Annotated in this window: 12 protein-coding genes and 2 pseudogenes; 7 read left to right on the plus strand and 7 right to left on the minus strand. The window is 61.4% G+C overall.

Annotated elements, in window-relative coordinates; genetic code table 11:
- The first annotated feature begins 160 nt into the window (after positions 1–160).
- Positions 161–892 (plus strand): GntR family transcriptional regulator, encoded by a 732-nt coding sequence (locus tag OCK02_RS22520; RefSeq protein ID WP_263814950.1) that lies wholly within the window; start codon positions 161–163, stop codon positions 890–892.
- A gap of 19 nt (positions 893–911) precedes the next feature.
- Positions 912–3,830, plus strand: coding sequence for an aminotransferase (locus OCK02_RS22525; RefSeq protein WP_263814951.1), 2,919 nt, complete (start codon positions 912–914; stop codon positions 3,828–3,830).
- Positions 3,831–4,138: 308 nt separating this feature from the next.
- On the opposite strand, the pseudogene OCK02_RS22530 reads toward OCK02_RS22525, so the two are convergent.
- Positions 4,139–5,351, minus strand: a pseudogene (locus OCK02_RS22530) (IS3 family transposase).
- Between the two features lie 77 nt (positions 5,352–5,428).
- Between OCK02_RS22530 and OCK02_RS22535 the strand changes: the two are divergent.
- A complete protein-coding gene (locus OCK02_RS22535; RefSeq protein WP_263814952.1) occupies positions 5,429–6,442 on the plus strand; it encodes an IS110 family transposase in 1,014 nt (337 codons plus the stop codon).
- A gap of 303 nt (positions 6,443–6,745) precedes the next feature.
- Here OCK02_RS22535 and OCK02_RS22540 read toward each other — a convergent pair whose 3' ends face one another.
- Together OCK02_RS22540 and OCK02_RS22545 are read right to left on the minus strand one after the other, a co-directional pair.
- Complete coding sequence (locus OCK02_RS22540) at positions 6,746–6,904, minus strand: hypothetical protein (RefSeq protein ID WP_263814953.1); 159 nt, start codon at positions 6,902–6,904, stop codon at positions 6,746–6,748.
- Between the two features lie 273 nt (positions 6,905–7,177).
- Complete coding sequence (locus OCK02_RS22545) at positions 7,178–7,756, minus strand: hypothetical protein (RefSeq protein ID WP_263814954.1); 579 nt, start codon at positions 7,754–7,756, stop codon at positions 7,178–7,180.
- Positions 7,757–8,100: 344 nt separating this feature from the next.
- On the opposite strand from OCK02_RS22545, the gene OCK02_RS22550 reads away from it, so the two are divergent.
- The 4 genes from OCK02_RS22550 (at position 8,101) to OCK02_RS22565 (ending at position 10,729) form a co-directional block, all read left to right on the plus strand.
- Positions 8,101–8,313, plus strand: a complete 213-nt coding sequence (locus OCK02_RS22550) for a hypothetical protein (RefSeq protein WP_263814955.1) — start codon at positions 8,101–8,103, stop codon at positions 8,311–8,313.
- 81 nt (positions 8,314–8,394) lie between these two features.
- A complete protein-coding gene (locus OCK02_RS22555) occupies positions 8,395–8,568 on the plus strand; it encodes a DUF2934 domain-containing protein (protein ID WP_263814956.1) in 174 nt (57 codons plus the stop codon).
- A gap of 125 nt (positions 8,569–8,693) precedes the next feature.
- Positions 8,694–8,942 carry a hypothetical protein gene (locus tag OCK02_RS22560; protein WP_412178897.1) on the plus strand — a complete coding sequence of 83 codons (249 nt, stop codon included), beginning with the start codon at positions 8,694–8,696 and terminating at the stop codon, positions 8,940–8,942.
- 533 nt (positions 8,943–9,475) lie between these two features.
- On the plus strand, positions 9,476–10,729 hold the full coding sequence (locus OCK02_RS22565; RefSeq protein WP_263814957.1) for a DUF763 domain-containing protein: 1,254 nt from the start codon (positions 9,476–9,478) through the stop codon (positions 10,727–10,729).
- 294 nt (positions 10,730–11,023) lie between these two features.
- Here the strand turns inward: OCK02_RS22565 and OCK02_RS26265 are convergent, their stop codons facing one another.
- The 4 genes and pseudogenes from OCK02_RS26265 to ccoS all read right to left on the minus strand — a co-directional run bounded on the left by OCK02_RS26265 (position 11,024) and on the right by ccoS (position 13,939).
- On the minus strand, positions 11,024–11,215 hold the full coding sequence (locus OCK02_RS26265) for an alpha/beta fold hydrolase (RefSeq protein ID WP_412178898.1): 192 nt from the start codon (positions 11,213–11,215) through the stop codon (positions 11,024–11,026).
- Positions 11,216–11,291: 76 nt separating this feature from the next.
- Positions 11,292–12,395, minus strand: coding sequence for a flavodoxin family protein (locus tag OCK02_RS22575; RefSeq protein ID WP_263814958.1), 1,104 nt, complete (start codon positions 12,393–12,395; stop codon positions 11,292–11,294).
- Between the two features lie 191 nt (positions 12,396–12,586).
- Positions 12,587–13,662 (minus strand): annotated as a pseudogene (locus OCK02_RS22580) (SulP family inorganic anion transporter); the annotation flags it as partial.
- 79 nt (positions 13,663–13,741) lie between these two features.
- Positions 13,742–13,939 (minus strand): cbb3-type cytochrome oxidase assembly protein CcoS, encoded by a 198-nt coding sequence (gene ccoS, locus OCK02_RS22585; RefSeq protein WP_318530305.1) that lies wholly within the window; start codon positions 13,937–13,939, stop codon positions 13,742–13,744.
- Between the last annotated feature and the right edge of the window lie 491 nt (positions 13,940–14,430).

Here is a 14,430-nt window from a genome sequence, read left to right on the forward strand (position 1 = left end):
AGACAACAGACAACCACCCGACTTTCGCAAGGCGTATCTCGAGAGGATCGGGCGGTTCGAACATCGATAGGGCTGCCCTGTCGGGTCAAGGCACTGAGCTTGGCCTCGCCAAATTCGTCAGACAAGAACATCGAACTGCTATTCACTTGGAGTGAGAGGATTGGACGAACCCCTTCGCGACACGCGCACCCTGGTCATCCAGCTTCGCGACCGCATCGCAGACCTTGTCCGCGAGGAGGGGCTCAATCCCGGTGACAAGTTGCCCACTGAGGCACAACTGACGCAACGCTTCAAGATCTCCCGCCCAGCCTTGCGCGAGGCGCTGAAACTGCTCGAGCAGGACGGAATCATCTATGTTGAGCACGGGCGCGGCCGTTACGTCTCGGCCATGTCTGCCGTCCAGGTGGACAGGCCGATAACGGTATTCGAAAGCGTCACCGACATGGCGCGTCACTATGGCTATGCGACGACCAACAAGGTGCTGTCGATTTCTGAGGAGCTGCCCGATGCGGTCATCGCGGAGCAACTGCGGCTAGCGAAGGGGGAAAGGGTCATACGGCTCGAGCGGCTACGGCTGCATGAGGAGGAGCCGATCCTCTACTGCATTGACTATCTTCCGCGCCATATTGTGCCGGTTCGCCTCTACGATATCGACTGGAGCGGTTCGCTGCTCGAACTGCTTGACCACTATAGGAACAGGCCGCGGATGTCGGCCGCAAACGTTTCCGCGGTGATGCTCCCGGAGGAGGTGGTTCAACGCAACGATCTGCGGGACTTTGGACCGGCGCTGCTTATCCGTGAGACCTGCTTCAACGCGGCTGCGATACCCGTGATATACGCCCTCGACTATCACCGCGGCAGTCACTTCGCATTCCGCCTGGCACGCAAGTAGCCCCCATCGGAGAAAAGATATGCTGGAGAAAGACGCTGTAGCGCGCGCAGACCTGCCAAGGCCTGATGTGTCGGTGGCGGACGCGCAGGCGATCTTTCGCAACCACTATGGTCTGGTCGGCAAAATCGTGGAGCTCGGCAGCCAACAGGACCGGAACTTCCGCGTTGATGCCGGCGGCAAGCGGTATGTCCTGAAGATATGTCACGCCGAGTATCGGCGCATCGAACTCGAGGCCCAGAATGCGGCGATGCTACATCTGGCTGCCTCTGCCTCCATGCTCCGCTTGCCGCGGGCAATCTTCGCCAGCTCAGGCGAGGCGATCCTGTCAATCGACATCAACGATCAACCCTGCCAGGTGCGTCTGCTCGACTACCTCGATGGTGAACCGCTGACGCGGCGCAAATTTCTGCCGGCGATCACCGTCGCCGCACTCGGCCAGGTCTGCGGCCAGGTGGCGAGGGGACTCGAAACTTTCACTCACGGCGGGCTCGACCGACAGATCCAGTGGGACCTTCAGCAGGCACAGCCGGTCGCCATGGCGCTTTTGATCTCCGTGCCGGACAAACGGGCGGCTACGCGCATTGCCACTGCGCTCGATGAGGCCGAACGCCATATCGCACCGCTTCGCAGCGCGCTGCGCAGTCAGGCGATCCATAACGACATTACCGATGACAATACCGTCGCCACGCCAGATGCCGACGGCAATCCGATCCCACGAGGGGTGATCGATTTCGGCGACCTGACGCACGGATGGCTGGCAGCGGAGCTTGCCGTCTGCTGTTCCGCATTGCTGCACCACTCGGGAGGCGACCCATTCGTCATCCTGCCCGCCGTCCGGGCCTTCCATGCCGAGCATCCGCTTAACGAGGTGGAGCTCAGGGTGCTCTGGCCGCTTATCGTGCAGCGGGCCTGTGTCCTGGTGGCAAGCGGCGAATATCAACTGGCGTTGGAACCGGGCAACGAATACGCCGCCGGCAACATCGAGCATGAACGCGTGATTTTCGCGGTCGCGACCAGCCTGCCGATCGAGGTCATGCAAGCAGCGGTGCTGGAATCGGTCGGCATGGCCGACGCCGGCCCCAGGCCGCTGCCGGCGATGCGGCGCCTATTGCCGAACATCGAACCTGTTTCTTTTAGAACGGTGCGCCTGGATACGTTGAGCCCGCTCTTCGAAAGTGGCAATTGGCTCGACGAGGGCATCGAGCAGAAATTGCTGCAGGAGGGAGCGGCGGCAACAGGCGCTGCCATCACTCGCTACGGCGAGTTCCGGCTGCCGCGCGCCCGACACCACGCCGCGACCGCCGCGGAAACCCATGCACTTTGCATCGAGGTGCAGGTTCCCGCCGGTTCCAGGCTGGTTGCGCCCTTCGCCGGTGTCGTCTCCGGTCAATCGGGTCACCTCCGCGTCGATGGCGACCACGTATCACTGTTGATCGACGGTGTCGGGGAGGCAGACGTCGAAGGCCGGATTGTGGGGGCTGGTGACGCGATCGGCCGGGTTGATGCTTCCGGCCAATTGCGGGTGCAGTTCTGCCGGGCAAGGGATTTGACTCCGCCGCCATTCGTCATGCCGCATCAGGCAAGCGCCTGGTCGCATCTTTGCCCGTCGCCATCAGCCCTCTTTGGCAGCAATTTCGATGCGCCCGGGCTGGAGAGCGAAGCATTGCTTGAAATCCGGCAAGCGCATTTCGCCAGACCGCAGAAGAATTATTACCAGCGGCCCCCGCAAATCGAGCGCGGCTATCGCGAATACATGTATGCCATGGATGGCCGGGCCTACCTCGACATGGTCAACAACGTCGCGATCCTCGGTCACGGTCACGAGAAGCTCGCCACAGCCGTTGGCCGGCAATGGTCGCTTCTGAACACCAATTCGCGCTTTCACTACGCCGGGATTGCGCAATTCTCCAAGCGCCTCGCCGATCTCGCCCCCGAGGGGCTGGACACGGTGTTTTTGGTCAACTCCGGCTCCGAGGCCAACGACCTGGCTCTGCGGCTTGCTTGGGCCTATTCCGGCGCCCGCAATATCATAAGCCTGCTCGAAGCCTATCATGGGTGGACGGTGGCGAGCGACGCCGTCTCGACCTCGATCGCCGACAATCCGCGCGCCGTCACCACGCGCCCGGCCTGGGTGCATGCCGTAACATCGCCCAACACCTACAGGGGTGCCCATCGCGGCCCGGATTCGGCGGCCGGCTACATCGCCGATTTCGAGACGGCGATCGAGGCGATCGAGGCCAGGAGCGAAAGGATCGCTGGCTTCATCGCCGAGAGCGTCTATGGCAACGCCGGCGGGATCCCGCTGCCACATGGATACCTCAAGGAAGTTTACCGGTTGGTGCGCGAGCGCGGTGGAGTGACTATCGCGGACGAGGTGCAGGTCGGCTATGGCCGGCTCGGCCACTATTTCTGGGGTTTTGAACAGCAGGATGTAGTGCCCGACATCATCACCATCGCCAAAGGCATGGGCAACGGTCATCCGCTCGGCGCCGTCATTACATCACGAGCGATCGCTGAGGCGCTGGAGAAGGAGGGGTATTTCTTCTCTTCCGCCGGCGGTAGCCCGGTTTCCTGCACCGTCGGCATGACCGTGCTCGACGCGATGCGGGACGAGAAGTTGCAGGAAAACGCGCGCGCTGTAGGCGATCACCTCAGGAGCCGCCTGGGGGCGCTTGCCTCGCGCTTCTCGATCGTCGGAGCCGTGCATGGTATGGGCCTTTATCTCGGCCTCGAATTTGTCCGTAACAGGGCAACGCTAGAGCCGGCCTCGCAGGAAACAGCCGCCATTTGTAACCGGCTTCTCGACCTCGGCGTCATTATGCAGCCGACCGGCGACTATCTGAACGTGCTGAAGATCAAGCCCCCGCTCTGCCTGTCCCGACAAAGCGCCGATTTCTTCGTGGAAATGCTGGCAAGAGTCTTGGAGGAGGGGTGGTAGATGTGACGTGTATCGCAGCGCTCCCTCGGGCGGGATCTGTCGCTGTCATGCACGACAGGGGAGGGGAGCCTTTGCAGCACGACCGGTACAGCAGAAGCTTGTCGAGATCGTCATAAATAGGTTGACGTTGCCAGGTCCGCGAAGGAGGAGTGTTCTCAGGCTCGTGCCACGATTGGGGTGGCCAGCGGGATATGACCTTCGGACTGCCGATCCCCAGCCGGTCACCCAGATAGTGCCAGAACCACAGACCCAGTTTCTGGCACATCTTCATCTGGCTGGAGTGCCCTCCGTTTGACCGGACATGTCGGCTAGTTTGATTTAGCCCTGATGAACTGCCGAGGGGAAGCCATCTTGAGCGCGGAATGTGGATGGATTTCGTTGTAGTCCTCGATCCATCCGTCGATGAGCCGGAGTGCCGTTTCGGCATCCGGTAGTGCAGAGATGCGGACGTAATCCCGCTTCAGTGTTTTGACGAACGCCTCGGACATGCCGTTCGACTGCGGACTGGCGACCGGCGTGAAGCAGGGCGTCAGATTGAGTGCCTGAGCAAACAGCCTTGTATCCCTCGCAGTGTAAGCCGAGCCATTGTCTGAGAGATGCTCGATTGCGTGCGGGGCTCGCGTTGCCGCAAACCGCTTCTCGACCGCCTCCAGCATCATGTCGCGCACGTCAGAGCCGGAGATGCCTGCATTGGCGACCGCCGTCCAGGCGATGATCTCGCGGTCGAAGGCGTCGATGATAAAGGCGAGACGAATGACCTCGCCATTCCAACAGGTGAACTCCAGACCGTCCGAGCACCAGCGCAGGTTAGAGCGCATGACCATGACTTTGCCGTCGTGAAGGCGACCTTTGCGAACGGCCGTATGCTTCTCCAGCAGCATGGCGTGGTTGCCCATGATGCGATGAACCCGCTTGGCGTTGACGACAGGCCTATCGGCGGCTCGCCTTTCGCGATTGAGGAGCGCGGCGATCCGCCGATAGCCATAGGTTGGTCTTTGATCCACCAGCCTGCGGATGATCGGCAGCAACTCCGCATCCTCGGCCTTCCGATAGGGCCCGCGCGGCTTTGATCTGCCTTTCAGCCGCTCGATGAGGTTGGAACGGGAGACGCCCAGCGTGTCGGCGACGGCCTTCATCGGGAACCGCCCTTCGGCAACAAGATCGGCCGCGATATCCGTTTTTTTGAGTCCGCTTTGGACAATGCTTCGCGGAGGATTTCGACCTCCATCGTCTTGCGGCCGAGCATGCGCTCCAACTCGCGGACGCGATCCTCCAGCTTCTTCACTTCCGAATTACCGACAACCGGCTCATCCGAATCCACGGCTGCAGCACCTCCCTCGCTCAACAGCCTGCGCCATCGGTAAAGCAGATTGGGCGCAACGCCATGGCGGCGAGCGGCCGAAGAGACCGTCTCGCCAGGTTCGAAACTCTGCTCGATGACGTCAGCTTCTGCTCGGTTGTCCACCGCCTACGGCGGACAACACCCATCAGCAATTCAACATGTCGATACTCGTTAGACATAAGCCTGATGGAGTGGACGCCTCCTTCGCCAGCCTTGTGGCAGAATTGAAGGTGCCCAGCACCAGGAGGTTGACCCAATGAGCAAGATCGTTCTTATCGGCTTGGATGTCGCCAAGCATGTTTTCCAGCTGCATGCCGTAGCTGCAGACGGACGTGTCGTTTTCCGTCGACAGGTCCGGCGCCCGCAACTCACCACGCTGTTGATGTCAATTCCCTCCTGCAGGATAGCGATGGAGGCTTGTGGCACCGCACATTATTGGGGGCGGCAGCTGGAAGAACTGGGCCATGAAGTGCTTCTGATACCCCCAGATTACGTCAGGCCATTTGTGAAGAGGCAGAAGAACGACGCTGCTGACGCTGAGGCCATCGCGGAGGCGGCGCAGCGGCCGGACATGCGCTTCGTTCGTGTGAAGAGTGAGGTGTCGCAGGCCGCGAGTATTGTCTTTCGCGCACGAGATCTGGTGGTGCGCCAGAAGCCCCAGCTTCTCAATGCGATACGAAGCCATCTGGCGGAATTTGGTTACATCTTCCCGCAGGGTGCAGCCGCTTCTGCAAAGATGCAGGAGGTCATCGAGAGTGATGATGATCTGCCGCCCGCAGCTCAAGGCATCCTGCGTTCGTTGTGGCAGCATCTCTCATCGTGTGAAGCTCAGCTAGGAGAGTTCGACAAGGAAATCCAAAAGCGGGCGCGTGACGACCTTGATGCGCGTCGGTTGACTTCTGTGCCGGGGATCGGCCCCGTGACAGCGGCGGCAATCGCTGCCCTTGCTCCCGATCCCGCGACCTTCCGCAAGGGACGTGACTTCGCGGCATGGGTTGGCTTGACCCCGCTTGAGCGATCCACCGGAGGAAAGCAGCGGTTCGGACGAATATCCAAAATGGGCGAACGGACGCTCAGACGTCTGCTGATCATGGGCGCCAGTGCCGTCGTCTCCTGGGTGAGGCGTGGAAAGATCAATCCAAGCGCTTGGCCGGCAAGCATTCTGCACAGAAAGCCACCGATGCTAGCGATCGTGGCGCTGGCGAACAAGATGGCTCGCGTCGCCTGGGCAATACTGAAGCACGGAGGGTCCTACATGCAGCCAGCCTAGTGAATACCCGCGCAGCAATGAAGGTCTGAGGATCGCATGGCCGAAGTTTGAACGAGGCTCGGAGAACCAGATTGAGGATAAGTGCTGGCAGCACGTAAGCCTGAAGTGGACCGAGCTCGCGTAATCCATACTGGCTGGCGGCAGTGTTTCGCCGCAAAAGAAGCCGAACACATGTCCGCACCAAACTTCTACGCCATCACACAAAGATTCTTCTTGCGCACCCGGAGGCGTCCACACATGTCCTCAAGCCTGTGCTTGAGCCTTTCTGCTTATGCCGACTGTCCGGTCGAAATGGGGGGCAGTTCACTGGCCGAGCAGCATGTTCGCGGGCAACGCGCCGTCACGGCTCATCGTGCCACCAGCGAGTTCGCTTGAGGACGAAGCTGCGGAGGTCGTTTTTCCGACGCATTGGTGTGAAGCGGGATTTCCGGACGCACCCAGCACCACGACCTTCTTGAGCACGGGGAGTCCTTCTGTCGAGGAGAGCCCTACCGCAAAATACGGGAGAATGTTCCGGCCCCGGCCGACTCGATTTTCGGGACAGCCGGCTGGCCATCGATAACGGCCGACCTCCGACCCCGCACCAGGCGGTAGAAGTTCCGCCCCCGGGGATTGGAAAAGTCGGACGTCTCCCATGCCTTCTGCCGCTTGGGCACCGGATGCGTTCGCTGGCGCCGAACAGCGCGCGACGGTCGCCGGCCGGTCGTTCTGATTACGAAGGCACGCGCTCTTCCGCTAGGCAGTAGCGACCAGCATGACCGAACCGATGGCGATCATGACCACGCCCAGCCAGTTTCTGCTCAGCCCAAAAAACGCGAGCCGCTGGCCGCGGGGTTCGAGCGTGGGATGCCCTCCCCGGGAGCGGTGGGCGTCGCTTAGCGGCCGGCCACCGAGGGCTTCGTTCGCCAACACGACCATTCCGGCAACCACAAGGGCCGCGCCGATCAGGACTCCATACATGGCAGCCTCCCTTTTCAGCTCCTGTAGGGCCAAAACTGGACAAGGCAGGTTTTGTTCCTTCGCCATCCACCGCCGCTTCGGCCGGGGAGACACAGGATTGAGGGATGGACCGGGCCGGAACCAGAGCTTCGTCTTCGACGGGCGGCGGCGCCCCCGGCTCTCCTGATCCTCTTCGGCGACCGCGATCTTCCAATCCCACTGCCGTGCCGATGCCGGGGCGCCCGAGGGCTGCCGCGGTCGCGGTTCCCCGACGCTATTCCTGACCACCAGGGTCGCACCGCCGCCGATGAACCGCATCCCCGTGATCAACCACTCCACGACGCGCGCGATCGCCTCCGCGCTGCCGACGGTCATGGCCTCTGCAGCCTCCACGAAACCGGTGTTTGCGATGAGCCACGAGCGGGAAGGTGCGCAGTCCGGTGCTCTCCTCGTGTTCGCGGTCCCACTCGTTGGGAGCGCCAGCTCATAAGCCGCCACAAGAGCTGCGAGATGCGGTATGATTTGGAAATTGGATGCGACCGACGTCAACAATTCAGAAATTTCAGCTCCCGATCCAGCAATGGCGTTAGCGACAATGCAGCGTGCGCGGGGTTCCACCACGTCTGGAACAATCGGGGCCGGGTCGCAGTTCGTGGCAGCGAACCTTTTTCGACAGCGCCCCGCGAGGGGCACGAACCGGATCATGAAAGGAGATTTCGATGACCTATGTTCCCTTTCCTGGCCACTCGGACGATCCGCAGGCGCGCGACAGCGACCTTCGACAATGTCTCGAGACGGCCCGGCGCCGTCTGAACGAGACGTCGGATGCCGCCGAGACCGAAAAGACGGAGATGCTGGTCGCCTCGGCCGTCGAAGCGGGCTGGGGCGAAGGCGAGGTCCGCCGCGCGCTGATGGCACAGGGATCCGGATAGCCTCTTGCTGACGGCGGTTCTGTGAATTGACTTGGCCGGGCGGCCCTGCCGTCGACCGATAACGCGATCAGGAGAACGAACATGGCCAAGCAGACATCCCACGCAACAGCAGGACCTCGCGCCCTCCCGCCCTTGCCCGATCCCGAAATGCACGGGCCCGACGAGCAGGCCGACAGGACGGATCGCATCCGCAGGCGCGCATTCGAACTGTGGGAAGAAAACGGCATGCCCGAGGGCAAGCATGACCAGCAGTGAGCAGCAGGCCGAGCGCGAGCTCAACGACACGACCGCCGTCGAGCTCGCGCAGGACGATGCCGAATCAACCGTGACGCTTCCGGTAGGAGCGGTCGTTCGACCTAGAGATCAAGAGGGAGGTTCAAATGGCCGACAACGAAAAGGCTTCTCCGGCTGTGAAGTCGATGAGAAAGGAACAGGCGGAGCAGAAGCGGCGACCACCCGGTGAACTTGAACAGGGACTTGAGCACACCTTTCCCGCATCCGACCCGGTGTCGGTCACGCGGTCGTCCATCCCGACCGGACAGGTGGACCCCGCCAAGGCAGCCGAAATCGACGCCGCCGAAAGCGAACAGCCGGCGAAATCGGATCCTTATCCACATACACCTCCATAAGCCTATGCGGCTAGATCAGCTTGGAAACGGCCTTCTGTCGACAGATCAACGATCTGAAACCGGCGTGGTGTCGCTTTGCAAATCGGGAAAGGCAGTGCTGGTCGTGACGAAACTGGCCCATGCGAGGGCGGGAAGGAAGGCAAGGCTCAAGCCGATCTCAGCAAGTTCGTTCCAAAGGTACAGCCCGTTTTGTGAGACGGCTTCCCGCACCGGACGCGGTACTATGGGCTGCGTGCGCTATCGCCCCGCGAGGGATGGGCTCACCGATGGGATTGAGGGTCATTGCCTGATCTCCATTTCCATGATCGCAACGAAAACCAAGTCTGGGACCGGATGTTCCCCGTCATGCGAATTTTGCAGGGCGATGATGGTTGCGCGCAGATGAGTATTGCGCTTACCCCTTGCGCTTGGGCGATGAGACTGCCGGCCAGTAGATGCCATCTGAGTGAGACGTGTCGAATGGAGCGGTCCTCGATGTTGTAAGTCGATCCTGCGCTATCTATCTCTCGGCGTGTATTTCAGAGGGCACGACATTGGCGAAACGCGCAGGAAGCGCCGATCTTCCCCTTCATGGTGGAAAGGTTCCGAGATGGCTCGGGGACCGTATGACGCGGCTCGGCGCGGTCATCACCGAGGCGATCGTTTATCACTATGGGCGTGACGAATATCTGCGGCGGCTGGCCAATCCCTTCTGGTTCCAGTCCTTCGGCGCAGTCATGGGAATGGACTGGCATTCCTCGGGCATCACGACCAGCGTTCTCGGCGCTCTGAAACGTGGTCTGGTGCCGCTCTCCGGCGAGTTGGGCCTGCATGTCTGCGGCGGGCGCGGCGCCCAGTCGCGCAAGACGCCAGGCGAACTGATGAGCATCGGCGATCGCGTCGGCCTCGACGGCGCGGGGCTTTCGACGACGAGCCGATTGGTCGCGAAGGTTGACAGTGCTGCCGTGCAGGACGGGTTCGACCTCTATCTGCACGGATTTGTGGTTGCCGATGACGGCAAATGGGTTGTTGTGCAGCAGGGCATGAACGGTGACCGGCGGCAGGCTCGGCGGTATCACTGGCTATCCGAGGGGTTGACCGGTTTCCTTGACTCGCCGCATGCCGCCATCGAGGGGAGAGACCAGGGAGCAATCGTCAATCTCGCTGACACGCGCGCCAAGCTGTCGCGTGAGGGTCAGCTCGATCTTCTTGCAACGTTTGGGCCGGACCGTATCCTTCATGAACTGGCCCGGATCGAGAAAGCGCCGGCGTGCGGCGTGAAAGAAAACGGCGCGCAACTCGTCTTGCCGCATCTCGTGATGCCTGCACATCATGATGTCCGCGAAAGCGACGTCAACATGCGGCGCCTGCACGGCAATCTCGCCGCGGCAGCGGAGCGTGGACCGGCCGACTTTGAGGACCTGCTCCTCACACCAGGCGTGGGCGCGCGCACCGTTCAGGCTCTGGCCCTGGTGGCCGAGGTTGTGCACGGCGCACCCTGCCGCTTTTCCGATCCCGCCCGCTTCTCCCTGGCCCATGGCGGCAAGGACCGGCACCCCTTCCCCGTGCCGTTGAAAGTCTATGACGAGACGATCGGCGTGATGAAATCCGCGGTCAGAAAGGCGAGATCGGGGTTGGACGAGGAGTTGCAGGCGCTGAAGCGGCTTGACGGGCAAAGCCGGCAACTCGAACACTACGTGACGGAGCCGGAACTCAAGGAGATTGTTGCCGGTGAATTTCGCCATTCGGCCGCCTTCGACGGCCGCAGCGTGTTCGGCTGGGAACGTGATCTCAGGAAGTCGAATTGACGGCTGGGCTTTTGCGGACGCGATGGTGTCCATGCGACGAGCAGTACATCGATCCGTCGGCTTTTTTCCATCATGCAGTCTGGTAGAAGAAACGCAGTCATTGCTTCCGCCAGGTCCTCTGGCGCTTCTTCCGCCACATGGTGCCCACAATCGATGCCGCGTCCCGTTACCTGCAATTCCGCCCAAGGCTGCCACACGGCAAGGACATCGCCGTAGATTTTTGCCGTCTCGTAGCGACCAGATGACGTGCAGCGGGCAGGCTAACTTCCGTTCTGCGGCGCATGGCTTGCTCGACTAGCCGAAGCCGCGGAGATCAGGGCAGACGACGGTGACGTGCCGGGCGAGGAGCGGCGCGACCCGATACCAAGTCGTATGGGTACGTAGATGACCGTGAAGGAGGAGAAGAGGCGGGCCGGAACCTAAGTATCGAACACGCAGCGTTGCCTCCGGCAGGGCAATCCTCTCAAGCGTGAAAGTTTCAAACATGGGCGACTCGTTGGCACAGGGTGGAGGTGCGATCGGAACCTCAAGACTAGCTTGGCGGCAAGCTTCCGTTTCTCGACTATTTCTGTCTTGGCTGTCTCAGGCTGGCGCCCGCAGCGACTTGACGTCCGAGCCGCCTGGCGGCCGCGGCTTCGTGCAGCGTCCTTGAGGCATTGCGGACCTCGTCCTGAAACGCGTGATCGTTTTCGTATGCAACGTGATTGGTTGCATAGGGCTCCCAATAGCCGATGTACCGATCCACCTCGGCCAGCGTGCCGGCCGGTTCGAGGTCCATCGATTTTAGCCAGTCGGAGATGGAGCGGCGCACATTCTCCGTGCCTTCCGTGTCGCCATGCACGATGACCGAGAAGACACGCCCCGCCAGGTGGCGGGGATAGTCCCACCCCTTCATCTCGATCTCCTTGGCTTCCTTAGCGTGCTTGCCGTGGGTGGAAGTCGGATCGGGGTTGCCGCCATCGGCGCAGACAAGGCGATCCATCATCAGCTTTAACGGTGACGACGTCTGATACCAATTGACGGGCGTGATGATCATGATGCCGTGCGCTTTCACCCACAGCGGGTAGATCTCATTCATCCAGTCATGGACCTGTCCCAGTGAATAGTTCGGATAACAGGAACACGGCCAATGACAGAGCGCTGCCGACGTCGAGAAGCAGGCTTTGCAGGGGTGGATCTGCCGGCCATATTCGGATGCGAGACGACTGAGGTCGAGAACGTCGATACTCACGCCGATTTGCTGCTGCAGTTCCTCTCTCGCGGCTTCCACCATGCGGTAGCTTTTCGACAATTCGCCGGGACAGGTATGCTCACTGCGGGAGGAACCGTTGATCAGCAGAAATCTGAGCGGACCATCAGGATCTTCGTGGCGATGCTGGGCTGCGTGAATCGCTTCGCGGGCCGCAATCCAATCCAAAGATAGATCGTATTCAGGATGGGCGTAGCCGGGTCCGGCTTTCCTGGTTTTGGGAGACTTTCGGGAGTTCGCATAGGCATCCCAAGCGGCGGCTGCGACTTTGGCGAGCTCAGGCGACAGACTGTCGTAGGCGGGATCCTGAAACTGGTTGAGGAAACGGCGCTTGAACTCTTCTTCCGAAAGGCGGGGGCTGGGGCTGCCTTTTCGCGGCTCGAGGTCTGCGGGGGAATGCGGTTCTGGCGCTGACATCGGCTGCTCCGTCGCTGAGGAGCATGAGAAACGCCGATGGCCGCTCTGCGTTCCTCAAGACGCGAACCGCATAGAGCGGACGCGGAAGTTGCGGTAGGAGCGGTCGCGACAGCCTCCTGGTAGAGAAGCCGTCGCTTTGTGTTGTGAGAAGCCAGCATATCCATGCACGGCGCAAACTCGATGCCCTAAACTTAATGTCCGGCCGAGGCCAAAAACGCGGCATGCTCCTTGTCGTGCAGAGCGAAGCGGTCGAGCATATGCGCACTCGCCTCGTTGACGCCGATGACGGCAACCTCAATGCCCAGGCGACGGTATTTGAGGACGGATCTTGTCGAGCGCGCCGACGGCCGTGATGTCCCAGAGATGCGCATCCGCAACATCGATCGTCACCTTGCGCAACGTGTCGGTGAAATCGAAAGCTCTCCGCCGACGCAAAAAAGATCTGGCCATCGACATGATAGGTGCGCTCCGTGCCATCAGCACTCTCCATCGAGCGAACGAGGAAGAGCTTGGCAACCTTGCCGGCGAAGAACACGCCCGAGAGCAGCACTCCGGCGAGCACGCCCTTGGCGAGGTCATGCGTTCCGACCAACTTCGCGACCGTCGCCAGCATAACAAATGGAAGACGATGGTGGATTGCGGCGCAGATCGAGGATGGAGCGCCAGGAGAAGCTGCCGATCGAGACCATGGTCATCACTGCAACAAGTGCTGCCATCGGAATGATGCGCACGAGATGGTCCAGCACGAGGATGAGGAACAGCAGGAAGGCGCTGGCGACGAAGGTCGAGAGGCGTCCACGACCGCCGGAGGTAACGTTGATCACCGACTGGCCGATCATGGCACAGCCGCCCATGCCGCCGATGAGGCTAGAGGCTATGTTGCTCGCTCCTTGTCCAATACACTCCTGGCTCTTCGAGCTCGGTGTGTCCGTCATGTCGTCGACGATCTGTGCCGTCAGCACGGATCCAGCAGGCCGACAGCGGCAAGCGCGATGGAGTACGGGAAAATGATCTGCAGCGTCTCGAAGGTCAGCGGCACCTGCGGCAGCGCGAAGATCGGCAGCGCGGAGGGCAGTTCGCCGAGATCGTCGACCGTGCGCAGGTCCAAGCCACCCCAATAGGCGACGCCGGTCAGCACGAGGATGGCAACCAGCGGCGACGGGATGGCGCTGGTGATATAGGAGAAGAGATAGATGATCGCGAGGCCTGCGGCGATCATGGCATAGGTCAGCCCCGGCACGCCAATGAGTTCCGGCAGCTGCGCCAGCACAAAACCTCGCCCTGTCACGGGATCAAACACAACCTGTTGTTTACTGGGTTCATCAATCATGGGCCTAACATATCTGTCATCTCCGTCCTCCTCTGGGCGGTGGATATTGCCGGTCGCGGCCAATCGCAGCGTCTTCGTCGCTGTCGAGCAGAATTCTGGCGGCGGCTCCATCTAGATCCTCGTATTGTCTCGTTCGCAGAGACCACAGGAAAGCGAGGAGCCCACCGACACCCATGATGATCGAAAGCGGAACGAGCACACTCATCGCCGTCATGCGCTCGCCTCCGCGGCGAGTGGCGCCGCGCTAGATCCCGGCGTGCGACCGGCGCAGCGCGTTGGCGACCACGAGCCGTGCATGCTCGGCCCTGATCGATCCGGTGTCGTCATCGACAGTCTCGCCGCGAAAAAAGGCGGCGCATCATGTTTGCTCCCGCGCGCAATCGGTGGTCTCGCTCGGGCTTTTCCGCCCTTCGCGACGACGCTCTCGTTCATGGCTTCTCCACTGCCGACCGCAATCCAACCCAGCCGGCCGGGGTGCATTTCCGCGAGCGTTTCGATGAGATGAGCGAGCACGGGGTATCGCCAGCCGCCGGGGATCGCGAGGCTGTCGATGGGTATCGACGTCGATGCGAGTGCCGCCCCGAGCCATGGCAAATTGTTTCCCGGAATTGCCTTGCCGCTTGCTTCACGATGATGTCCCAGGGAGTGGTGTAGCTTCGGCGCTCGCCGTGCCTTCCGGACAGAGCCGGGAATGGGTCAGCCCGC

The organism is Rhizobium sp. TRM96647, from assembly GCF_025780115.1.
GTDB lineage: Bacteria > Pseudomonadota > Alphaproteobacteria > Rhizobiales > Rhizobiaceae > Mycoplana.